This is a genomic window from Sporosarcina ureae (genome assembly GCF_002082015.1).
Classification (GTDB): domain Bacteria; phylum Bacillota; class Bacilli; order Bacillales_A; family Planococcaceae; genus Sporosarcina; species Sporosarcina ureae_A.
In genome coordinates this window covers 469,058-492,646 of the sequence record NZ_CP015109.1, presented here as the reverse complement: position 1 = coordinate 492,646, position 23,589 = coordinate 469,058, and the positions used below count along the sequence as shown (strand labels likewise).

Here is a 23,589-nt window from a genome sequence, read left to right as displayed (position 1 = left end):
TAGATTCAGGTAGTGCATAGAAATGATCATACTGTAAAAAGGAGAGTGTTCTACATGTATTACGAACAAGAAACACGGACGATTACTGTATTTGGTGAAGGGGCAGTGAAAGTCTCGCCTAGTACGGTTCATATTGTACTATCTGTTATATCTAGAGGTACGGAACTCGCAGAAATCCAACAAGAAAATGCTAGACGAATGAATCAAGTAATTCAGTCGTTGCAAAAGGCGGGAATTTCGGAAACGTCTATTCAAACGATTGATTTTCAAATCCGACCTGTCTATGAATACATTAACGGTGACCAGCGCTTCCAAGGCTATGAAGTCGTTAACTCCATTCGCATTACAAGTAACGAACTTTCGCAAACAGGTGAACTCGTCGATCTTGCGGTCAAAAATGGTGCGAATCAAATCGGCTCAATCGAATTCACGATGCCCGATCAAGATGAACAATATCAGCAAGCATTGGCGCTGGCCTTGCAAGATGCGGAGACAAAAATGATTACAATTGGGACTTCGTTGAAATTACAGAACCGGCCAATTCCAATGAAGATTGAGGAACAGCACACGTCCCAACCAGTAGCATTCCGCGCGATGACCATGGCGGATACTGGCAAAACACCAATCGAATCCGGAACGATTACAATCAGCGCAAGTTTGCAAGTGAAGTATCAAATCGTCTAGTAAGTCAATTGGCAGTCTGCTACTATGATGAAAAGGCTTTCGAAAGAGGCGGTCCATATGGATGTACATTTCATCATCAATGAACAAGCTGGAGATGGCCAGGGAGCCAAGTTGTGGGCCAGCTTGCGAAAGAATATCAACTACCACTACCCATACCATCTGACGAAGCGACGTGATCATGCGAAAGAACTGGCACAGCATCTTGCTGGACAAGCCACCATGCCATTGTTGCTCGTCATAATAGGTGGAGATGGGACAATCCATGAAGTGCTAAATGGCGTAGCAGGTTATCCTCATATAACAGTCGGAATCATGAAAGCCGGATCTGGTAATGATTTTGCAAGAGAGTTTCCAGCATTCACTAGTTTGCAGGAAGTGGAATCGTATATAGCAACAGAGCCAATTAAACGAAAAACTGTAGACTTTGGCTCCGTTCAACTGAGCAACACACATCAACGCTATTTTGCAAGTAATTGTGGTTTCGGCCTAGATGCGAATATTTCATTGGCAGCTAGCCAGTCTACTATTAAAAGGACGTTAAATAAATGGAAGCTCGGCAGCGTAGTGTACGCTTTGACTGTAGTGCGTAGTTTGCTTGCCTTTAAACCTTTTAACGCGAAGATTCAAATCGGTTCGGATACTCGCATGTTTCACAACGTTTGGATGATTACCGTCAGCAATCAAAAATATTACGGTGGCGGTATGAAAATTTCTCCTCATTCTGTATATGATGATGGAGAGTTCGAGCTGACGGTTGTCCATTCTATTTCTGTGCTGAAATTTCTAGCGGTGTTTCTAACTGTATTCAATGGAAGTCATACGAATGTAAAAGGAGTTTCTACTTATAACAGTGACCAATTCATCATGGAAATAGATCGGGCAGTAGGTTGCCATACCGATGGGGAATATATTGGGACAACTACTAGTCAGCCGGTCATTTGTGAAGTAGATCAGCGGAAGTGGTATGTGGCGGATAAGTCGCTAGTGTAGTCGCTTCCTATCGTTCGTGGCGTCAAGCTGGAATCGATTGAGAATGCTGTGCTATAGTGAAAGGAACAAAGCAGGCAGGTGATTACAATGCAAAAGAAGCGCAGACAAGTTATTAGAAAAGGAAATGTGGTTGTTTTCCCTGGAACACTCGAACGCCTCCATCAGCAAGGCAGACAAGCAATGGAACGAGATCTACATGAAGAGGCAGTCCGAAATTTCGAATCTGTATTGGAAATTAATCCTGAAGATTACACAGTTTTCGATGGCTTAGCTATTTCTTTATATGAAATGAAAGAGTATGAACGAGCGAAAGAATTTACCCTTCTCGCTATGCAAAACCAAGCAGGCGATTACATAGAATTACTTGAGCTTTATCTTTCGATCTCGATTCAGTTACAGCAATACGCCGAGGTAGAGCTGACGATACAAGGTTTGTTGGAGAAAGAAATCATCCCGGATTATAGCTTGCAGAAGTTTCAATACTTACGGGAATTGAATAACCGATTATCTGAACGTTACGAAGAACCTTCTATTGAAGAGCCCTCTATCACAAGCGAGCAATTTTACCAATGGGGATCGTTGGAGCAACAGGAATTTTTATTATCGTTGCAACATCAGAAATTACAGCCGCATATACCGTTGCTAGTAGAGGTGATTGAAGAAAAGGATTCGTTACCTGTAGTCAAAACTTATGCATTGATGTTATTGCAACAAGCGGGATACCAAGAGTCGATAGCTGTTCGAAAATACCACTTCGAAACTGAAGCGAATCCATCAAGATTAGTATCACCCGAAGAAGATCAATTTATTGGAGAAGTGCAGTTTCTCGCAAAATCACAATTTGAGAAAGACCCAACCGCTAGTGAGCTGGTTGTCAATCTGATTCTTAAGTACAGCGTCTTATTGTTTCCGTTCCACTGGGGTCCTTACACAGCGGAAGAGGTAGCAGGAGCGTATGTCGCGTATACAAAGCAGTTATTGTATGGTAAGCAGACTGAGGAATCTTCATTACTAACGTTCATACGTTCGGTGGATGAAGAAATGGAAAACTGACAGTGATTAATTCTTGAAAGATGAATAGACTATGTTATACTAAAATGGTTGTCAACTGCTTATCTGTCCTCAGTAACGTTGTCGCTACTTACAAGCGAAACAAAATAGGCTGATTCAGGTAAAGCCTTCAAAGAGTGTCGAAATTTTTTAGGACGTACAGAAAAAATGAGATACAATCAGTAGAAGGTATAATTGATTAAAATAAAAATAAAAGTATTGCAAATGATTTGGAGGTCATACATATGACAGTTAAATGGGAAAAATTAGAAGGTAGTGAAGGGAAACTTACGTTTGAAGTTTCTGTAGATCGTTTCAACGAAGCATTAGATGAAGCGTTCAAAAAAGTAGTGAAGAAAGTACAGGCACCTGGTTTCCGTAAAGGGAAAATGCCACGTAAAATGTTCAACAAAATGTACGGTGAAGAATCACTTTACAATGATGCGATCGATATCGTACTACCTGGAGCATACTCTGCTGCAGTAGACGAAGCAGACGTTGATCCAATTGCTGCGCCTGAAATTGACATCGAAAAGCTAGAAAAAGGCGAGCCTGTCGTTTTCACTGCTATCGTAGCTCTTAAGCCAGAAGTTAAGCTTGGTGAATACAAAGGTCTTGAAGTAACTCGTCAAGCAGTTGAAGTAACAGACGAAGAAGTAGACGCACAGCTTGAACAACGTACTGAAGCACTAGCAGAAATGGTAGTTAAAGAAGACGGCGTTGTTGAAAATGGCGATACAGCTACAATCGATTTCGAAGGATTCGCTGATGGCGAAGCATTCGAAGGCGGACAGTCTGATAACTACGAACTTGAAGTAGGTTCTGGTTCATTTATTCCAGGATTCGAAGAGCAAGTAGTCGGCATGAAAACAGGAGAAGAAAAAGAAATTGAAATTACTTTCCCTGAAGAATATCACGCTACTGAATTAGCTGGAAAGCCTGCTACATTCAAAGTGAAAGTTAACGAAATTAAGTCTAAAGAAGTTCCTGAACTTGATGATGAGTTAGCGAAAGAAATCGACGAGAGCGTATCTTCAGTAGAAGAACTACGCACGAAGTTAAAAGAAGAAGCTGAAGAAGTGAAAAAGAATGATTCTGAAACAGCTCTTCGTGACGATTTAGTAGAACAAGCTGCAAGCAACGCTGAGATGGACATTCCACAAGCCATGATCGATTCAGAAACGGATCGTATGATGCAGGACTTCGAACAACGTCTACAAATGCAAGGTATGAACTTGGATCTTTACTTCCAGTTCTCTGGTCAAGACGAACAAACACTTCGCGACCAGATGAAAGACGACGCATTAAGCCGCGTTCGTGTTTCATTGACACTTGAAGCAATCGGTGCTGTTGAAAATGTAGAAGTTCCAGAAGAAGAAGTAAATGCTGAACTTGAAAAGATGTCTGAGCAATTCGGTATGGAAGTTGAGCAAATCAAGACGACTCTTGGTGGCACATCTGTACTTGAGAACGATCTTCGTTTCAATAAAACAGTACAACTACTTGTTGACAACGCTAAAATCATCGATTAATCTTTCAATATGATTGTAACAAGGTACGGTTTGTCCGTACCTTGTTTTTCTTAAATAAAAGAACTTCATGTATAGACGTGAGGAAACTACATAAGCTAGAACATGAATAATGATACATATTAGGCTGGTAGTTATCGGTCATTAAGTTCTAAATAGTTGATTAAGTCATGTTAATCTTGTAGTATATTCACTTGAATAGGGGTGAGCATAATGTTCAAATTTAATGATGAAAACGATAACCTGAGCTGTTCTTTTTGCGGAAAATCTCAAGAGCAAGTCCGTAAACTAGTAGCAGGTCAAGGTGTTTATATTTGTGATGAATGCGTTGAACTTTGTGCGGAAATCGTGGAAGAGGAAGTAGGTCTTGAAGAAGGCTTCGAGCTAAAAGACGTTCCAAAACCAAGAGAGATCCAAGGTATCCTCGATGACTATATCATCGGGCAAGATCGCGCAAAGAAATCACTCGCAGTAGCGGTATACAATCATTACAAACGGGTAAATTCAAGCAGTAAAATTGATGAAGTCGAGCTGGCTAAATCCAATATCGTCTTAATCGGCCCAACTGGTAGCGGTAAAACATTACTTGCGCAAACGTTGGCTCGTATTTTGGATGTACCATTTGCGATTGCAGATGCGACTTCATTAACTGAAGCAGGTTACGTTGGGGAAGACGTAGAAAATATTCTCTTGAAGTTGATTCAAGCAGCGGACTTCGATATTGATAAAGCTGAAAAAGGAATTATCTACATTGATGAAATCGACAAAGTAGCTCGTAAATCTGAAAATGCATCGATTACTCGTGACGTATCTGGGGAAGGTGTACAGCAAGCCTTACTGAAAATTCTCGAAGGAACAGTTGCTAGCGTACCACCACAAGGCGGTCGTAAACACCCACATCAAGAATTCTTGCAAATTGATACAACAAATATTTTATTCGTTGTAGGTGGAGCATTTGATGGCATCGAAGATATCGTGAAACGTCGTATCGGTCGTAAAGTGATCGGTTTTGGTTCTGAATCCAAGCAAGAGATCAATGAAGAAGATAGCCTATTGGCTAAATTGATTCCTGAAGATCTCCAGTCATACGGTTTGATTCCAGAATTCATTGGCCGTTTGCCGGTAATCGCAACTCTTGATACGTTAGATGCTGATACATTGTATCAAATTCTAACAGAGCCGAAGAATGCGATTGTAAAGCAATACCAAAAGATGGTCGAGCTGGACGATGTAGAACTTCAATTTGAAGATGACGCATTGATCGAAATTGCGAAAGAAGCGATTGCTCGTAAAACGGGTGCACGTGGACTTCGTTCCATTATCGAAAATATCATGTTGGATGTAATGTATGACCTTCCTTCACTTGAAGAAGTGAAGAAATGCATCATTACTAAAGACTCTGTTCTTGGCAAGTCGACTCCGATCTTGCACAGAGAAGACGGATCTATATACGAATCAGATAGCGAAAAAAATACCGCATAACGCCGAAAAGGCAAAAAGGCCGGCTCCACCGATGCGTATCTTATACGTTCGGCAGTCGGCTTTTTCTTACATAAGATTTTATTTAGGTAATACACATACATACACATAATTTATTTGGAGGTGGCTTATCATGCCGACGATTCAAAAACAGAACATCCCATTATTGCCACTTCGCGGAGTGATAGTTTATCCGACGATGCTCTTGCATATTGATGTGGGTCGAGAACGCTCAATTTTCGCCATTGAGCATTCATTAGCAGGTAATCATCAGGTTTTTCTTGCGACGCAGAAGGATTTAAGCTTAGAAAATCCCGAAAAAGAAGATTTACATGATATAGGCACTCTAGCGAATATCAAATCAATGACTCAATTACCAAATGGTACGTACCGTGTATTAATCGAAGGCATACATAGAGCTGAGTGGAGCAGTTACCGAGAAGCTGACCTGTATCCAGTTGTCAATGTCACATGTTACGAAGAGAATGAAGAAAAAGATGCGGAAGCAGAAGCATTGATGCGTTCACTTGTTGCACAGTTCAAACGATATGCGAAGAATAGCAAACGGATTTCTGAAGAAACATTGGAGACGGTTGAAAGCATTCAAGAACCGGGTAGATTAGCCGATATGATTGCATCAAACTTACCATTAAAACTAACTGCCAAACAAGAAGTGCTTGAAATCCTAGATGTCCCCAATCGTTTGGAATGGCTTATCAGTCGAATGTATAATGAACAGGAAATCATGGAGCTCGAACAAAAAATTAATGAACGCGTGAAGGAAGCAATGGAACGCACACAAAAAGAATTTTACTTACGCGAACAATTAAAGGCGATTCAAACTGAGCTAGGCGATAAAGATGGTAAAGGTCTTGAAGTGTCCGAACTGAAAAAGAAAATCGAAGAAGCCAATATGCCGCAGTCTGTGAGAGAAGCAGCAGAGCGTGAACTGGAACGTTATGAAAAAATTCCTTCTGCTTCAGCTGAAAGTGGCATCATTCGTAACTATATTGAGTGGCTGATTATGCTACCATGGACTCATGCGACAAAAGATCAACTAGATTTGTCTCGTTCAGAAGAAATATTGAATCGTGATCATGAAGGATTAGAAAACGTTAAAGAACGAATTCTTGAATACCTCGCTGTACGTCAGATGACCAATTCTCTGCGCGGACCGATTCTTTGCTTAGATGGCCCTCCAGGAGTAGGTAAAACTTCATTAGCCCGTTCAATCGCTGAGTCACTAGGACGTGAATTTGTACGTTTATCACTAGGTGGTGTCCGTGATGAATCTGAAATTCGTGGTCATCGTCGAACGTATGTAGGTGCTATGCCCGGACGTATTATACAAAGTATGAAAAAGGCAGGCACTGTCAATCCAGTCTTCCTACTAGATGAAATCGATAAAATGTCAAACGATTTTAGAGGAGATCCGTCGTCTGCGATGCTGGAAGTGCTTGATCCTGAACAAAACAATAATTTCAGTGATCATTATATAGAAGAGCCCTATGATCTTTCAAGTGTCTTATTCATTGCGACGTCGAATGATCTGGGGGCTATACCAGGGCCATTGCGTGATCGTATGGAAATCATTTCAATTCCTGGCTATACAGAACAAGAAAAACAATCAATTGCTATCCATCACTTGATTCCAAAACAGATGAAGGAACATGGTTTAAAGAAGTCACAACTTCGTTTCCAGGAAGAAGCAGTGCTAGAAATCGTACGATACTATACACGTGAAGCTGGTGTACGTTCACTTGAGCGAGAAATCGCAAGCATTTGTCGGAAAGCTGCGCGTCAAATACTAGCAGGCGATAAGAAAAGCTTAACAGTGAGCCCAAAATCTTTAGAAGCGTTACTGGGCAAGAAGCGTTTCCGTTTTGGGCAGGCAGAAACGGTTAATCAAGTTGGTATGGCCACTGGACTTGCCTATACATCTGTCGGTGGAGATACATTACAAATTGAAGTTTCCTTATCACCAGGTAAAGGTAAGTTACTGTTGACAGGTAAGCTTGGGGATGTCATGAAGGAATCGGCGCAAACGGCATTATCTTATGTACGTTCCAAAGCTATGTCATTTGACATAGATCCTGATTTTCATGAGAAATGGGATATTCATATTCATGTTCCAGAAGGCGCAACACCGAAAGATGGACCTTCTGCTGGTATTACTATTGTCACGGCACTCGTATCCGCGTTGACAGAACGTCCGATACGCCGTGAAGTCGGTATGACAGGAGAGGTGACACTGCGTGGACGTGTGCTACCGATTGGTGGGCTAAAACAAAAAACGCTTAGTGCTCACCGTGCCGGACTGCGCACGATCATCATCCCGTCAGACAATGAACGCGATTTGGATGACATTCCAGATAGTGTAAGAAAAGAATTAACATTTAAACTTGTGTCGGATGCTCATGAAGTACTCGATATCGCTTTGGAGGAAAAGAAATGAAAGTCCATAACGTTGAAATGATTATGAGTGCGGTTAGACCTGAACAATATCCAACAGAAGGTTATCCTGAATTTGCGTTAGCTGGTCGTTCAAATGTAGGGAAATCTTCCTTCATTAACAAAATGATTGGCCGTAAAAGCTTGGCTCGTACTTCTTCGAAACCAGGGAAGACTCAAACGCTCAATTTCTATAAAATTGAAGAACAACTATTTTTCGTTGACGTACCAGGTTACGGCTATGCGAAAGTTTCGAAAACTGAAAAAGAAAAATGGGGCGGTATGATCGAACAATACATCACATCACGTGAAGAATTGCGCGCGGTCGTGCAAATTGTTGATTTGCGACATCCACCGACAAAAGATGACTGCATGATGCATGACTTCCTGTCTCATTACAATATCCCTACGATTGTTGTTGCAACAAAAGCAGATAAAATACCTAAAGGTAAATGGGAAAAGCATAAGAAGATTGTTCGGACAACATTTAACATGGAAATACACGAGCCGCTCATCCTATTTTCATCTGAAAAAGGAATAGGTATGGAGGAAGCATGGCGTGAAATCGAAAGTCGTATGTAAGTAACGAGTTAGGTAGATGGAATTGCTACATTATGACTTCAAACGTTGTTCACAATTGCGTTCCGACTAAAGCGCTATGTATGTTATAATGAATGTACGAAAAAGATTCCGAAAGGTGTGAGCACCTAATGTATACAGTCGTTGTCGGTGTTAACCACCGAACCGCTCCTGTCGAAATTAGAGAGAAGCTATCATTTGTTGAAGCTGATTTGCCACAAGCGATGCAAACATTGCAACAGCAAAAGAGTATTCTAGAAAACGTCATTATTTCTACTTGTAACCGCACAGAAATCTATGCGGTAGTAGATCAAATTCATACAGGACGCTATTATATTAAAAGATTCCTTGCTGATTGGTTTTCTATTCCTATGGAGGAATTCTCCAGTCACTTGATTATTCATGAAGAAGATGGTGCAGTGGAACACTTATTGCGTGTAACTGCAGGCATTGATTCCATGGTACTTGGTGAAACACAAATTTTAGGGCAAATTCGCAGTAGTTTTTTCGCTGCACAAAATATTGGTACGACAGGTACCGTATTCAATGAATTGTTCAAACAAGCGATTACGACAGCGAAAAGAGCACATACTGACACAGCAATCGGTGAAAATGCCGTGTCTGTTTCCTATGCAGCAGTAGAACTGGGTAGAAAGATTTTCGGTTCACTTAAGGATAAGCATATCGCCATTCTTGGTGCTGGTACGATGGGTGAATTAGCAGTGAAGAACTTGCAGGGAAGCGGTGTTGGAAAGATTACCGTAATCAATCGAACATTCTCTAAAGCAGAAATTCTCGCAGCGAAATTTAATGGTGAAGCGAAATCTATGCAAGAGTTGCAGTGTTTGTTACTCGAAGCAGATATTTTAATCAGTTCAACGGGTGCTACTGAATATGTCATCGATTATGAATTGATGGATTTTGTAGAGAGACTACGTAAAGGCAAGCCACTATTCATGGTGGACATTGCTGTACCACGTGACCTTGATCCAAAAATCGGTGAATTGAATAGTGTATTCTTGTATGATATCGATGATCTTCAAGGTATTGTCGAAGCAAACCTGGCTGAACGTAAGCGGGCAGCTGACGAAATTGGTCTAATGATTGAACAAGAAGTAGTTGCGTTTAAAGAATGGTTAACAACACTAGGTGTCGTGCCGATGATTTCTGCACTTCGTAAGAAAGCAAGTCGTATTCAAAGTGAAACAATGGCCAGCATCGAAAACAAAATGCCGGATTTAACAGAACGTGAAAAGAAAGTTCTAAACAAGCATACAAAATCGATTATTAATCAATTATTAAAAGAACCTATTTTACAGGCTAAAGAATTATCTACTGATAAAAAGGCAGCAGAGAAACTCGCACTTTTTGAACAAATCTTTGGTATTGCCGAAGATGTCGTAACAGAAAAGGAACAGCTGGCATTACAAGCAAAAGAACGTCTTCAAAAACGTGCTGATCAAAAATCAGACGTTGCTGATATGACGAGCTTACATTATCAACACTAATCCCAGGTGGTTCTGTATCTGTCTTTCACAAGAACAGTACAGGCCCACTTTTTTAATGCAATTAAATATGAAATATATGTATAACTATTTACGATGATAAGAAAACCATGCTTTCCACAGATGCAATTATTTGCAGTATCACCCTCTCATTTGAGACAATGAAGACGAACACTCCTTACTAACACAAGAGAGGTTTTCGCTTGAAAGGCAGAGAATAGCATATGGTTGATTTAACCGTCGCAAGACTTCAGGAATTCATGATTGTTCTTTATGCCCTCGGTCTTGTTTTTTATTTTATTGATTACTTGAAGAAGTCAAAAATGATTCATCGTATTGCTTTTTGGCTCATCGTTACCGTATGGCTTACACAAACCGCGATTTTATCACTTTATATTATTCAGATGAAACGCTTTCCGGTATTATCGCTAGTTGAAGGAATTTATTTTTATGTGTGGTTACTGGTCACATTATCTATCGTGTTCCAGTTGATATATAAAGTGAATTTCATGGTGTTTTTCACAAATATCATCGGATTTGCTTTTTTAATGATTCATGTCTTTTCCAATTTGAAATACACAGCGTCCACTGTCGGTGATTCGCTCATTTCAGAAGTACTATTTGTTCATATTACGACAGCAATCCTCTCGTACGCAGTGTTCGCATTAGCTTTTGTTTTTGCTGTATTATATTTGATTGTATATAACGTACTGAAAAGTAAAAAGTTTGGAAAACGCTTTTCTAGTCTACCTAATTTGCATCAGACGATGATGGGGATGAAAATGTCGATCTATACTGGCATTCCGATACTATTCGTTAGTTTACTATTCGGAGTTCAGTGGGCATATGTAGCGCTTGAAAACTGGTCTCCATTTGATGTGAAAATTATGGGGTCATTTGCAATATTACTCATCTATTCTTCGGTTATTTATTTCAACTTTAAGGGAAAGCTTCAATCAATGGAGTTTGCCTGGATGACAATATTTGCATTTCTTTTAACGGTCATTAATTTCTTTTTGGGCAGTACGCTGTCACAATTTCATTTATGGGTATAAGAAAGGAAGAGTATTGTGAGAAAAATTATTGTAGGTTCACGTAGAAGTAAGCTAGCATTAACTCAAACGAAATGGTTCATTGGACAAATGAAGCAGGCAGGTGCCCCATTTGAATTTGAGATAAAAGAAATTGTGACGAAAGGCGATCAAATCTTAGACGTCATGTTGTCAAAAGTTGGCGGTAAAGGACTATTCGTAAAAGAAATTCAACAAGCATTATTTAATAAGGAAATCGATTTTGCCGTACATAGCATGAAAGATATGCCGGCGGTAATTCCTGACGGCTTGACAGTCGGCTGTATTCCTAAACGTGTAGATCCACGTGATGCGTACATTGCAAACGACCATGTTCGCTTCATGGACTTGCCAATCGGAGCGGTTGTTGGTACATCTAGTCTTCGTCGCAGTTCACAGCTATTGATGTTGCGTCCAGATATTGAAATTAAGTGGATTCGCGGGAACATTGATACACGTTTACGTAAACTACATGATGGTGAATTTGACGCAATTCTCTTAGCCGCTGCAGGGCTTAAGCGTATGGGCTGGGATGATAACATCGTCACAGAACACCTCTCGCTTGATGATTGTATTCCAGCAGTAGGGCAAGGTGCATTAGCGATTGAATGTCGTGAAGATGATACAGAATTACTAAATGAACTGGCAAAACTAACGGACGAGAAGACTTGGGTTGAATTACAGGCTGAGCGCACGTTCCTTAATGAAATGGATGGATCTTGCCAAGTACCTATTGGTGGATTTGCAACGTTTGATGGTAATGAAGTAGAGATGACTGGCTTCATCGCGTCTCCGGATGCAATTCAAGTGTTCCGCGAAACGGTGAAAGGAACAGATCCTGTCGCAGTTGGTAAAGAAGTCAGTAAAATTTTACGTGACCAAGGTGCTGCTGAAGTAATCAAGAAAGTGAAGGCGGAAATGGATGCGTGATGCATTACCGTTAGCAGGAGAAACGGTTATTTTCACCGGAACACCAAAGTCTACGGAAGCGGCCGAACTTGTGAAAAAGTACGGTGGCATTCCGGTTTCGATTCCGCTGATTGAAGTAGGAGAAATACAGAAGAAGGCTGATCAGCAAAAGTTGCAGCAAGCAATGAAAGCTGATTGGCTCATTTTTACGAGCCAATCAGCAGTTGCTGCGTTCCGTGCGAAGATGATACGGTTCAATGTAACGGCAGATACGTTTAACGGCAAAGTCGCAGCAGTCGGTACACGAACAGCGGCTGCGCTAGACCGACTTGGTTTTGCTGTATCTTTCATTCCAAGCGTGTTTAGTGCAGATGTTTTCGTCAAACAGTTTAATCCAAAAAAGTCAGAACGATTACATGTAGTCTTTTTGAAAGGTTCTCTCGCAGGAAGTTTGATTCGCGAGGAATTGCCGTTTCATGTATCGGAATGGACAGTCTATGAGACCAAGAGTGCAACGAGTGAGATAGATAAATTAAGTCGCTTTATACTTCATAAAAATCAGGTGTCCGTATTATTCGCAAGCCCTTCAGCGGTGGAAGTGTTCTCTTCACGTATTGCACCGAAAACGACGTGGTTTGGCTTTACGGTTTGCGCAATTGGCCATGTTACGGAACGTGCATTGTTAAAAGTAGGTGCGCCCGTTCACGTCAAACCTGAAACGTATACATTAGTCGAGCTAGTCCATGAACTGGCTAAACGAAAGGGAGAATTCAAATGAATCCAATAGAATTTAAGCGTCATCGTAGACTTCGTACACATCCGACCGTTAGAGCGATGGTGAGAGAGACGGAAATTAAGGCAGCGGATTTCATTTATCCTATCTTTGTTACAGAAGGCGAGAACGTACGTAATCCTATCGCTTCAATGCCGGGAGTAGATCAGTTCTCCATTGATTTATTATTAAAAGAAACGGATGAAGTAGTCGAATTAGGTATTTCTTCTATAATTTTATTTGGTATTCCTTCTGAGAAGGACGCAACTGGTTCCGAAGCGTATGATGATGAAGGAATCATCCAGCGTGCAACACGGGCAGTGAAAGAACGTCATCCACAATTAGTCGTAGTAGCAGATACTTGCCTATGCGAGTATACAGATCACGGACACTGTGGCGTTATTCATGACAACGATGTAGATAATGATGCAAGCCTCGTATTACTTGCCAAGACAGCCGTCAGTCAAGCGAAAGCGGGAGCTGATATTATTGCGCCATCCAATATGATGGATGGCTTTGTGGCAGTTATTCGTCAAGCGCTAGATGATGCGGGGTTCCAAAACATTCCGATCATGTCATATGCAGTTAAATATGCATCAGCTTATTACGGTCCATTCCGTGAAGCAGCGCAATCCACACCACAATTTGGTGATCGAAAAACGTATCAAATGGATCCAGCAAACCGCATGGAAGCTATGCGTGAGGCGGAATCCGATATCGTTGAAGGTGCAGACTTCTTAATTGTTAAGCCGGCCTTGTCTTACCTTGATATCATTCGCGACGTGAAGAATCACGTATTATTGCCTGTCGTAGCGTATAATGTCAGTGGGGAATATGCTATGATCAAAGCCGCTGCATTAAACGGCTGGGTAGATGAGAAGAAAATTGTATTAGAGACGTTAACAAGTATGAAGCGTGCAGGCGCAGATATTATCATGACGTATCATGCAAAAGATGCCGCTCGCTGGTTGGAGGAGAAGTAATATGGGACAAAAAACATATACGAAATCTAAACAGGCATTCAAAGAGGCAGTTGAATTAATGCCAGGTGGCGTCAACTCACCTGTTCGTGGATTCAAATCAGTGAACATGGATCCAATCTTTATGGAAAGTGGTAAAGGTGCGATCATTAAGGATATCGATGGCAATGAATATATAGACTACATTCTATCTTGGGGTCCTCTAATCCTTGGTCACACGCACCCTGACGTAGTATCTGCAATTCAAAAAGTAGCTGAAACTGGTACAAGTTTCGGAGCACCTACTCTTCTAGAAAATGAATTGGCAGAGCTTGTAATCGACCGTGTACCTTCCATCGAAATGGTGCGTATGGTTTCTTCAGGTACAGAAGCAACGATGAGTGCACTTCGTTTAGCTCGAGGCTATACGAAGCGTAATAAAATTCTTAAATTCGAAGGTTGCTATCATGGACATGCGGACTCCTTGCTCATTAAAGCGGGATCGGGTGTTGCTACATTAGGATTACCTGATAGCCCTGGAGTACCTGAATCCATTGCGTCTAACACCATCACAGTTCCATATAACGACCTGGAAAGTGTCAAGCTGGCTATTAAAGAGTACGGAGACGACCTGGCTGCAATTATTGTAGAACCCGTTGCAGGAAACATGGGTGTTGTAGGACCGGATAGCGGCTTCCTTAAAGGTTTACGTGAGTTGACAGAAGAAAACGGTTCGTTACTGATCTTCGATGAAGTGATGACTGGATTCCGTGTAGGATATAAATGCGCACAAGGTCATTTCAACATCAAACCTGACCTTACATGTCTTGGTAAAGTAATCGGCGGCGGATTGCCTGTAGGAGCGTATGGCGGTTCCCGTAAGATTATGGAGCATGTAGCACCGGCAGGAACTATTTATCAGGCAGGGACATTGTCTGGTAACCCGTTAGCGATGACAGCGGGAATTGAAACGTTGAAAAAGTTGACACCTAAAACATACGAACACTTCCTTAAGCTTGGCGATCAGTTGGAAGAAGGTTTCCGTGCAGCTGCGAAAGCTAATAATATTCCGCATACCGTCAATCGTGCTGGTTCGATGATCGGCTTCTTCTTTACGGATCAACGCGTTAATAACTACGATGCTGCGAAAACATCTGATTTGAAACTGTTCGCAGAATATTACCGTCTCATGGCGGAAGAAGGTATTTTATTACCACCTTCCCAATTCGAAGGTATGTTCCTGTCAGCAGCACACACAGAAGAGCACATCGCGAAAACTGTGGAAGCATTCCATACAGTGTTTGAGAAATTGAAGCGATAATAAAGAAACGTCAAGCAAATATATTTGCTTGGCGTTTTTTAATGAATAGTTAGGTAAAATGGTGCGGTAGCGATTATTTCATTCCCTATCTCCAGTATACTCCGCTTCTAAACTCTTCTAACTTTTCATATAGTAGCCTGAGTTAAAAAAAGGAGTGAAGCGATAATGACGACGCATCAATGGACATTACAAGAGTCTTTTTATTTCCCTGCTGAGTATGGGGCATTTGCTGAATCGGCTGAAGTAAAGGTGACGCCAGGGTTTACGGAGGATCGTACAGAAGAAGCGATTCGTTTGCAAGGGATTTATCATATCGCAGCAAACGTTGTATTTGATGCAGACAAGCAAGTGGAACTCACGGCTGAAGATTTATTGATTATTAATGACGTCGAAGTAGAGAACAATAAGGGGTATTTTGAATATGCGGTGCCACTCAATGTGGATCTACCAGCTGAACTCGATGGGAACCTGCAACTTGAAGTGCAAGATGTTCAAGCTACATCGCAAGAAGACGGCGGATTGAAACTAGAGTGGACGGTACAGTTGAAACGGGAACAACTCGTGCAAGAGCCTGTACAGGAAACCGTAGCGGTCGAAGAAGAACCCGCATCACCGGAGTTCGTAGCTGCATCGACTTCCCATATGGAATTTCTAGCAAATGCTGACCGTGCGGTAGAGCAAGTAACTAATGAAATGGAAGACTTTCTCTTATACATCGCCGAGCTGGATGACGATGTAACAAGAAAGATCTTCCATTCAAATAATGTTTTTGTAGAAGCAGAAAGACAAAGCGGCGAGTAAGCAAAATAGTAAAATGTCGCCGGTCGTCGGAACAATGAGTAACCGTATCAACTGAAACACGGTTAACGGGATGATAAAGCCTTTACAGTAAAATCTCGTTTTCCGAAGCCATGGCGGCAATAGATATGGGTTATAACCTTTTCGCATCGTTCACCATCCTTTCTTTATAGACTACTATTCAGTTGACGGACTCTACATGTTTCGCTTATAATAATGGGTATATGAATATAAATGCGAAGAGTAGGAAAGTACATGTGAACCGTTTTCTTTAGAGAGGGTACGATTGGTGGAACGTACCTGGAAACAACATATGGAAGTCCCCTATGAGCAGTTTCTGTGAAGTTGTAGTAGCAGGATCCGGTGAAGACCGTTACCAAATCATGAAGATGTAATGCTATTTAGCGTTCATAAATAAAGGTGGTACCACGAGCTCCTTCGTCCTTTTACCGGGATGAGTGGAGCTTTTTTGTATCCCTTTTTATTTGAAGGAGGAACTGAAATGACTGATGAATTGACGATGCCGACTAAATACGATCCGCAGGCAGTTGAAAAGGGACGTTATGAATGGTGGCTTGAAGGAAAGTATTTTGAATCAGATGTAACAAGCGAAAAAGAACCGTATACGATTGTGATTCCACCACCTAACGTTACAGGTAAACTTCACTTAGGGCACGCATGGGATACGACTTTACAAGATATGCTCATCCGCATGAAGCGTATGCAAGGTTACGACGCGTTGTGGTTGCCAGGAATGGACCACGCTGGAATTGCGACACAAGCAAGAGTAGAAGAGAAACTTCGTGCTGAAGGCAAAACGCGTTATGATCTTGGCCGCGAAAACTTCGTACGAGAAACATGGAAATGGAAAGAAGAATACGCTAGCCATATCCGTTCACAATGGGCGAAACTTGGTCTGGCTCTCGATTACTCCCAAGAGCGTTTTACTTTGGATGAAGGGTTGTCAAAAGCGGTACGTGAAGTATTCGTTAAGTTGTATAAGAAAAAGCTGATCTATCGCGGTGAATACATTATCAACTGGGATCCTGCGACGAAGACAGCGATATCTGATATTGAAGTGATCCATAAAGATGTACAGGGTGCATTCTATCATATGCGTTACCCACTGGCTGATGGCACAGGCTCAATTGAAATAGCGACAACACGTCCTGAAACGATGCTCGGTGATACAGCTGTTGCGGTTCATCCGGATGACGAACGCTACCAGCATTTGATCGGCAAGATGGTTACATTACCGATTGTAGGACGTGAAATTCCGATCGTCGCGGACGACTACGTAGAAATGGACTTCGGAAGCGGTGCAGTAAAAATCACACCAGCCCATGACCCGAATGACTTTGAAATAGGTAACCGCCATAACTTGCCACGTGTATTGGTGATGAATGAAGACGGTACGATGAATAAATTTGCTGGCAAGTATGAAGGTATGGATCGTTTCGAATGCCGTAAGCAAATCGTCAAAGATTTGCAAGAGATGAATGTGCTATTTGAAATTGAAGATCATATGCACTCTGTTGGACACTCGGAACGAAGCGGTGCAGTAGTGGAGCCTTATCTTTCAACACAATGGTTTGTTAATATGCAGCCACTTGCCGAGCAAGCAATTAATCTTCAAAAAAATGAAGAAGAAAAAGTGACGTTTGTGCCTGAGCGTTTCGAGAAAACGTACTTGAGCTGGATGGAAAACGTTCATGACTGGTGTATTTCTCGTCAACTATGGTGGGGTCATCGAATTCCGGCGTGGTATCACAACACAACAGGCGAGATCTACGTTGGCCAGGAAGCACCGGCTGACACAGAAAACTGGACACAAGACAATGACGTACTGGATACTTGGTTCTCATCTGCATTATGGCCGTTCTCGACTATGGGCTGGCCAGATGTAGACAGCGAAACATTCAAAAAATATTACCCAACAGATGCCCTTGTTACAGGATATGATATTATCTTCTTTTGGGTGTCCCGCATGATTTTCCAAGCACTTGAGTTTACGGAAGAGCGTCCATTCAAAGATGTCTTGATCCACGGATTAGTACGTGCGGAAGACGGGCGAAAAATGTCTAAATCTCTTGGCAACGGTGTAGATCCAATGGACGTAATTGAGCAATATGGTGCAGACGCATTACGTTACTTCCTAGCAACAGGTTCTTCACCAGGACAAGATCTACGTTACTCTACAGAAAAAGTAGAAGCAATCTGGAACTTTGCGAATAAAATTTGGAATGCTTCCCGTTTCGCATTAATGAATATGGACGGTATGAAGTATGAAGAAATCGATCTCTCAGGAAAGAAATCTGTTGCAGATGCATGGATCTTAACTCGTCTGAATGAAACGATTGAATCGGTAACAAGCTTAGCTGACCGTTATGAGTTCGGTGAAATGGGCCGCGCGCTATATAACTTCATTTGGGATGACTTCTGTGACTGGTATATCGAAATGGCGAAATTGCCACTATACGGTGAAGACGAAGCAGCGAAAAAAATGACGCGTTCGGTTCTTGCACATGTCCTAGATCAGACGATGCGCTTACTACATCCATTAATGCCTTTCATTACAGAAGAGATTTGGCAGAACCTTCCGCATGAAGGAGAATCGATCACAGTAGCGAAGTGGCCTGAAGTAAATGCAGCCATGATGGACAAGTCTCGCGCTTCTGATATGAAATTGTTGATGGATATTATTAAATCCGTACGAAATATCCGTGCGGAAGTGAATACACCGATGAGCCGTAAAGTCGATTTGTATATTTCAGCGAAGGATGAGAAGACAGTGGCGGTATTGGAAGAGAACCGTAACTATCTTGTGCGTTTCTGTAATCCAGAAACGTTAACAATTGGTGTGAAGGTGAATGCGCCAGGTAAGACGATGTCAGCAGTCGTAACAGGGGCAGAGTTGTATTTGCCGCTTGAAGGGTTGATTGATATTGAAGAAGAGTTGGCTCGTTTGACGAAGGAGCTTGGCAAGTGGCAAGGTGAAGTGAAGCGAGTTCAGGGCAAATTATCAAATGAACGCTTTACTGCTAAAGCTCCTGAATCAGTTGTTGAGGAAGAACGTGCGAAAGAGAAGGATTATTTGGAGAAGTATGCGGCGGTTGAGCGTCGTATTGCGGAACTAAAAGAAATTTAAAAGGAAATTAAAGAAGTTGAAAGCCCATTCCACAGCGTAATGCTGTCGGATGGGCTTTTTGGTTTGTAGTTGAGGAGGGGTTGTTCTTCGAAACAGACCCGTGTGCTATAGTCCCTCCAAATCTATAAACATATTTTAAGTATAGTATTCAATCAATTGAATGGGTATAATTGGAACCACAATATTATGAAAGTTAGGAGGGTGCTATATGGGTTTTTTAGTACGTGAGATGGTAAATGGAGATATCGAGAAGGTTCAAGATATTGCTAGGGAGAGTTGGCATGCTACGTATGAAGGGATTATTCCTCGTACGATTCAAGACTGCTTTTTGGATGCGGCTTACGATACGTCTATGATGGATACGCGTCTACAAAATTCTAATCTATTTGTTGCAGTTCTCAATCATGAAGTGGTCGGGTTTGCTGATTTTTCATCAGTAGATGAAGACGGCAAATCCGGACTGCGCGCTATTTATCTTTATCCAGATCAACAAGGGAAGGGAATGGGTTCAGCTCTTATACAAAAAGGAATTGAAGTTCTTGGAGATATAAAAGAAATTATAGTTGAAGTAGAAAAGGAAAATCTAGTTGGACGACAATTTTATGAAGCGAGAGGATTTAAGACAGTTAAAGAATACGATGATCACTTTGACGGCCATATGTTGAAAACGATCCAAATGAGATGGATTCTTTAAGTTTCAAAGGGGGAAAGTACATGTTAATGAAACCGAAGAAGTTGCAGCGTGGAGATCAGGTCGCGACAGTGAGTCCGTCATGGGGAGGTGCGGGTGAACCGGTAATCAGATGGCGTTATGAGCAAGGCGTAAAAAGATTGGAAGAGATATTCGGCTTAACTGTTGTACCGATGCCGAACAGTTTAAAAGGAGCCGACTTTCTCTATGCGAATCCGAAAGCTCGTGCTGAAGATTTGATGACTGCATTTAAGGACCCCGATATTAAAGGAATTATTGCGAATATCGGAGGAGAGGACAGCATCCGCTTACTTCCATATATTGATTGTAGCGTAATACAAGAAAACCCGAAAATATTTATGGGATACTCCGACGTTACGATATCTCATCTATTTTGTCATAAAGCAGGTATTTCGTCTTTCTATGGACCAGCCATCTTAACTGATTTCGCGGAAAATATTGAAATGGATTCCTACACAGTTGAGATGGTGAACCGAACTCTCTTTTCCAATGAAATCATTGGTGAGATACCACCAGCTGAAAATTGGACAAGTGAGCGGTTGGAATGGATCGAGTCGAATAAAGATAAGAGACGTACGATGAATCAGAATACTGGATACGAACTCCTTCAAGGCACAGGTACTGTGCAAGGAAGATTGATTGGCGGATGTATCGAAGTATTGGAATTTGCGAAAGGTACAGTGATTTGGCCTGAAGACGAGTATTGGAACGATAGTATACTATTCTTTGAAACCTCAGAGGAGAAGCCTGATCCTAATTTCATTCGTTACTGGTTGCGAAATTATGCAGCGCAAGGAATCTTACAGAAAGCGAATGGGATTATTTTCGGAAAACCGAAAGATGAGGAATACTTTGAGGAGTATAAAGAAGAGATTCTCCAAGTCATGAAAGAATATGGTTTGGAGCAACTACCTATTTTATATAATTTGAACTTTGGCCATACAGAACCTAAGTTTATATTACCATATGGGGCGTTGGCGGAGATAAATTGTGAACAAGAGACATTTTCGATTCTCGAGAGTGGCGTTCAGTAGAATAATGAGAGACGAGGTGTTTTACATTTTTACAGATCAACAATTACGCATGCTCATCGAAGGGAAGGTTATTGGAGATAGTTTTCCTTATGACCGCAGTGATGAAGAAGAAACTTTGGCGCATATCAATCGGCTGTTCTATCGAATCAATCGCATCTACAATGTAGTCTGCGAAGCGGAATGGAATCATTTCGGCAGTGGCTATGCTTCCTTTGTAGAGTTCTTTTGTTATTGGAAAAAAGATTGTATCGTTGTGGAAGAAATAAATAGAATGCGTGAGATAGAGATAAGAGGTATTTTACTCGATATAAGTCGTCTAGCACCTGTCGCTATAATGGGAGAAGACGTTAGGTATAAAACTATTCGTATAGAAACGAACGAGGAAGTGACCAGTGGCCACGGTTCAATTCTTGATACTCCTATTTCGTTAATTGTTGGTAAGGAATTGAAAACACTAGCGGCAGAATTACAAAATGCATTAGAGGAGTTTGATTACAAGCGATTGACTGCAAATGAAATGAGTACACCGCTATCGTTTAAAACAAAAATCCCAACGACTTATCGCAATGAGCACCAATATCTAGTGTTGAATGCCATCTTTTATTGGGAGGATTAACAAAATAGTTAAACGTTGTTCAGTAAAATGAGAGGGAGGCACGATATGAAAGTGGAAGTAGTGGAATACGATAATAAATGGCCAGAGTTGTTTAAAAACGAATCTCAAAAGATCGCCAAGATTTTTAAAGAAGAATTAGTGCATATTCATCATATTGGCAGTACATCTGTAGAAGGACTACCAGCAAAACCAATTGTCGATATAATGCCCGTAGTGAAGAGCATTGAAAATGTAGACGCGTTTACTATGGCAATGAATAAAATCGGTTATGAAGCACTTGGAGAATTCGGGATAGCAGGTAGACGGTATTTTAGAAAAGGTGAAAATCTACGAACGCATCAAATCCATGTATTCCAACAGGACAATCATCATGATATCGATCGTCATTTGGCTGTTAGAGATTATCTTCGTGCTCATCGGGAAGAATGTAAGCTTTATGGAGACTTGAAAAAGAAACTGGCTGTCGCGTTTCCTGATGATATTGAATCTTATATAGATGGGAAGAATTCGTTTGTGAAGGAAATGGAACGGAAAGCGCTATGCTGGTACAAAACAAGAGAGTGATGTATATGAAGACACTTGCTATGTAGAACAAAATCTCAAAAATAAAGAGGTGTTCTATGAAATCAGTCTATATGTTGGTATTTGTATTATGTTCTGTGTTTTTGTTCAACACATCCCTTGGTGAAAATTATGATTTCTCACCGTCAGATGTTACGTTTATGAATAACACAGACCATCACCAAACAGAAGATCTAGCTGCGGTAAATATCGAATGGGACTCAGATCAATTGTATACTAAAAAAACGTATGATATTCTCTCTGTCGCAAAGAGCAGAAGTGAGAGTCTTGTTTGTGAGTCGGTATTTCGCTAGTAGAAAAAATACTTTACATAATATAATTATTTGTCTAGCTTCAGAAAGGGGCTACTAGTATGCAAGCAGTTTTAGAAATTTTTGGCATTGTACTTCCTATTATAATAGCGGGCCTGATTGTAGTATTTGTCATTAGACGTTTAGATAGTAAGATAAAACAAGGAGAGTTGCCAAAGAAAAAGTCGAAGAGCGCTCAGACGTTATTGGACAGTTTGATACCGCTTGGCATGTTGATAGGTTGTGTACTGGGTTTGCTTATTAGTATGATCTCTCCAATCTCCCTAGGCTTTGCCTTTAGTATAGGCGCATCATTAGGTTTATTGGGTGGATATTTTGCTTATGAAAGTTATAGTAATATGGAAGAGATGTAATGGTCATGCACATTTTAGAAGAGAGGTATTTGATAGGATGAAAAAAGTAGTATCTGCTTTGGTGGCGGTTCTGATTATTGAATCGATTACTTCCAGAAAGCGAGCGTCTTGAGCAGCATGTTGAAAATACAGACTGGTTCTTCGAGTTGTGTGATTATCCTCCATGAAATATACGGGATCAATCCATTTATAAAAGATACATGTGAATCACTGTCTAAGCAAAACTTCGACGTAGTTTGTCCGAATCTATTACCGTTAGAAGCACCTTTTGATTACGCTCAAGAGGAAACAGCTTATAAGAACTTTATGGCATACGCGGGTTTCGATGACAGCGCAGACAAAGTAAAAGAGCTAGTAAAGGGTATAAAAGATCAATACTCGAAAATATTTATTCTAGGATTTAGTGTGGGGGCTACAGTGGCTTGGTTGTGCAGTGAGGAAGAGTGTGTAGATGGAATCGTTGGATACTATGGATCACGTATTCGAGATTATGTAGAGTTTCATCCGAACTGTCCGACATTGCTGTATTTTCCGAATGTGGAGAAGTCTTTTAATGTGAAAGAAGTGGTATCGAAATTGGAAAAGCCGAATGTGAAAATAGAAGTTTTTGATGCGCGACATGGATTTAGTGATCCGTACACTTCCGCATATGATGAAGAATTAGCTCGGATCACGTTCATGCAAACAGTAGAATTTTTTAGATATAATTAAATGAGTCGTTTAAAAAAGCACTTCGT

22 protein-coding genes and 1 other annotated feature are annotated in these 23,589 nt (G+C 41.1%); all 22 genes read left to right on the top strand.

Annotation, left to right across the window (positions count from 1 at the left end):
* The first annotated feature begins 54 nt into the window (after positions 1 to 54).
* The 22 genes from SporoP17a_RS02470 (at position 55) to SporoP17a_RS02360 (ending at position 23,563) form a co-directional block, all read left to right on the top strand.
* Positions 55 to 684, top strand: a complete 630-nt coding sequence (locus SporoP17a_RS02470; protein ID WP_083031975.1) for an SIMPL domain-containing protein — start codon at positions 55 to 57, stop codon at positions 682 to 684.
* A 57-nt stretch (positions 685 to 741) separates the two neighbouring features.
* Complete coding sequence (locus SporoP17a_RS02465; RefSeq protein WP_167693367.1) at positions 742 to 1,674, top strand: diacylglycerol/lipid kinase family protein; 933 nt, start codon at positions 742 to 744, stop codon at positions 1,672 to 1,674.
* A gap of 87 nt (positions 1,675 to 1,761) precedes the next feature.
* Positions 1,762 to 2,727, top strand: a complete 966-nt coding sequence (locus tag SporoP17a_RS02460) for a tetratricopeptide repeat protein (protein ID WP_083031969.1) — start codon at positions 1,762 to 1,764, stop codon at positions 2,725 to 2,727.
* A 242-nt stretch (positions 2,728 to 2,969) separates the two neighbouring features.
* Positions 2,970 to 4,256 (top strand): trigger factor, encoded by a 1,287-nt coding sequence (gene tig, locus SporoP17a_RS02455; RefSeq protein WP_083031966.1) that lies wholly within the window; start codon positions 2,970 to 2,972, stop codon positions 4,254 to 4,256.
* A 210-nt stretch (positions 4,257 to 4,466) separates the two neighbouring features.
* The gene (gene clpX, locus SporoP17a_RS02450; protein ID WP_083031963.1) at positions 4,467 to 5,735 is read left to right on the top strand and encodes an ATP-dependent protease ATP-binding subunit ClpX; all 1,269 of its coding nucleotides are present in this window, start codon (positions 4,467 to 4,469) and stop codon (positions 5,733 to 5,735) included.
* 130 nt (positions 5,736 to 5,865) lie between these two features.
* The gene (gene lon, locus SporoP17a_RS02445) at positions 5,866 to 8,187 is read left to right on the top strand and encodes an endopeptidase La (protein ID WP_083031961.1); all 2,322 of its coding nucleotides are present in this window, start codon (positions 5,866 to 5,868) and stop codon (positions 8,185 to 8,187) included.
* On the top strand, positions 8,184 to 8,765 hold the full coding sequence (yihA, locus tag SporoP17a_RS02440; protein WP_083031958.1) for a ribosome biogenesis GTP-binding protein YihA/YsxC: 582 nt from the start codon (positions 8,184 to 8,186) through the stop codon (positions 8,763 to 8,765). Before lon ends, yihA begins: the two co-directional genes overlap by 4 nt.
* A 128-nt stretch (positions 8,766 to 8,893) precedes the next feature.
* Entirely contained in the window at positions 8,894 to 10,270 is a 1,377-nt protein-coding gene (gene hemA, locus SporoP17a_RS02435; RefSeq protein WP_083031956.1) for a glutamyl-tRNA reductase, read from the top strand.
* Between the two features lie 221 nt (positions 10,271 to 10,491).
* Complete coding sequence (gene ccsA / locus SporoP17a_RS02430; protein WP_083031953.1) at positions 10,492 to 11,322, top strand: cytochrome c biogenesis protein CcsA; 831 nt, start codon at positions 10,492 to 10,494, stop codon at positions 11,320 to 11,322.
* Between the two features lie 15 nt (positions 11,323 to 11,337).
* Positions 11,338 to 12,267 carry a hydroxymethylbilane synthase gene (gene hemC, locus SporoP17a_RS02425; RefSeq protein WP_083031950.1) on the top strand — a complete coding sequence of 310 codons (930 nt, stop codon included), beginning with the start codon at positions 11,338 to 11,340 and terminating at the stop codon, positions 12,265 to 12,267.
* Positions 12,260 to 13,024, top strand: coding sequence for a uroporphyrinogen-III synthase (locus tag SporoP17a_RS02420; RefSeq protein ID WP_083031948.1), 765 nt, complete (start codon positions 12,260 to 12,262; stop codon positions 13,022 to 13,024). Before hemC ends, SporoP17a_RS02420 begins: the two co-directional genes overlap by 8 nt.
* On the top strand, positions 13,021 to 14,001 hold the full coding sequence (gene hemB, locus SporoP17a_RS02415) for a porphobilinogen synthase (protein ID WP_083031946.1): 981 nt from the start codon (positions 13,021 to 13,023) through the stop codon (positions 13,999 to 14,001). The genes SporoP17a_RS02420 and hemB overlap by 4 nt, the downstream gene beginning before the upstream one ends.
* A 1-nt stretch (position 14,002) precedes the next feature.
* Complete coding sequence (gene hemL, locus SporoP17a_RS02410) at positions 14,003 to 15,298, top strand: glutamate-1-semialdehyde 2,1-aminomutase (protein WP_083031943.1); 1,296 nt, start codon at positions 14,003 to 14,005, stop codon at positions 15,296 to 15,298.
* Between the two features lie 165 nt (positions 15,299 to 15,463).
* Positions 15,464 to 16,099 (top strand): hypothetical protein, encoded by a 636-nt coding sequence (locus SporoP17a_RS02405; RefSeq protein WP_083031940.1) that lies wholly within the window; start codon positions 15,464 to 15,466, stop codon positions 16,097 to 16,099.
* A 227-nt stretch (positions 16,100 to 16,326) separates the two neighbouring features.
* Positions 16,327 to 16,545, top strand: a binding site (T-box leader).
* Between the two features lie 53 nt (positions 16,546 to 16,598).
* Positions 16,599 to 19,244 carry a valine--tRNA ligase gene (locus SporoP17a_RS02395; RefSeq protein ID WP_083031935.1) on the top strand — a complete coding sequence of 882 codons (2,646 nt, stop codon included), beginning with the start codon at positions 16,599 to 16,601 and terminating at the stop codon, positions 19,242 to 19,244.
* A 208-nt stretch (positions 19,245 to 19,452) separates the two neighbouring features.
* A complete protein-coding gene (locus SporoP17a_RS02390; protein WP_083031932.1) occupies positions 19,453 to 19,938 on the top strand; it encodes a GNAT family N-acetyltransferase in 486 nt (161 codons plus the stop codon).
* A 20-nt stretch (positions 19,939 to 19,958) separates the two neighbouring features.
* On the top strand, positions 19,959 to 20,990 hold the full coding sequence (locus tag SporoP17a_RS02385) for a S66 family peptidase (protein WP_083031930.1): 1,032 nt from the start codon (positions 19,959 to 19,961) through the stop codon (positions 20,988 to 20,990).
* Positions 20,947 to 21,606, top strand: a complete 660-nt coding sequence (locus tag SporoP17a_RS02380) for a hypothetical protein (RefSeq protein ID WP_156890509.1) — start codon at positions 20,947 to 20,949, stop codon at positions 21,604 to 21,606. The genes SporoP17a_RS02385 and SporoP17a_RS02380 overlap by 44 nt, the downstream gene beginning before the upstream one ends.
* A 45-nt stretch (positions 21,607 to 21,651) precedes the next feature.
* Positions 21,652 to 22,170 (top strand): GrpB family protein, encoded by a 519-nt coding sequence (locus SporoP17a_RS02375; protein ID WP_083031924.1) that lies wholly within the window; start codon positions 21,652 to 21,654, stop codon positions 22,168 to 22,170.
* A 56-nt stretch (positions 22,171 to 22,226) separates the two neighbouring features.
* On the top strand, positions 22,227 to 22,481 hold the full coding sequence (locus SporoP17a_RS02370; protein WP_083031921.1) for a hypothetical protein: 255 nt from the start codon (positions 22,227 to 22,229) through the stop codon (positions 22,479 to 22,481).
* Between the two features lie 59 nt (positions 22,482 to 22,540).
* Complete coding sequence (locus SporoP17a_RS02365; RefSeq protein ID WP_083031918.1) at positions 22,541 to 22,852, top strand: hypothetical protein; 312 nt, start codon at positions 22,541 to 22,543, stop codon at positions 22,850 to 22,852.
* Between the two features lie 117 nt (positions 22,853 to 22,969).
* Entirely contained in the window at positions 22,970 to 23,563 is a 594-nt protein-coding gene (locus SporoP17a_RS02360) for a dienelactone hydrolase family protein (protein ID WP_083035849.1), read from the top strand.
* Positions 23,564 to 23,589 lie beyond the last annotated feature (26 nt).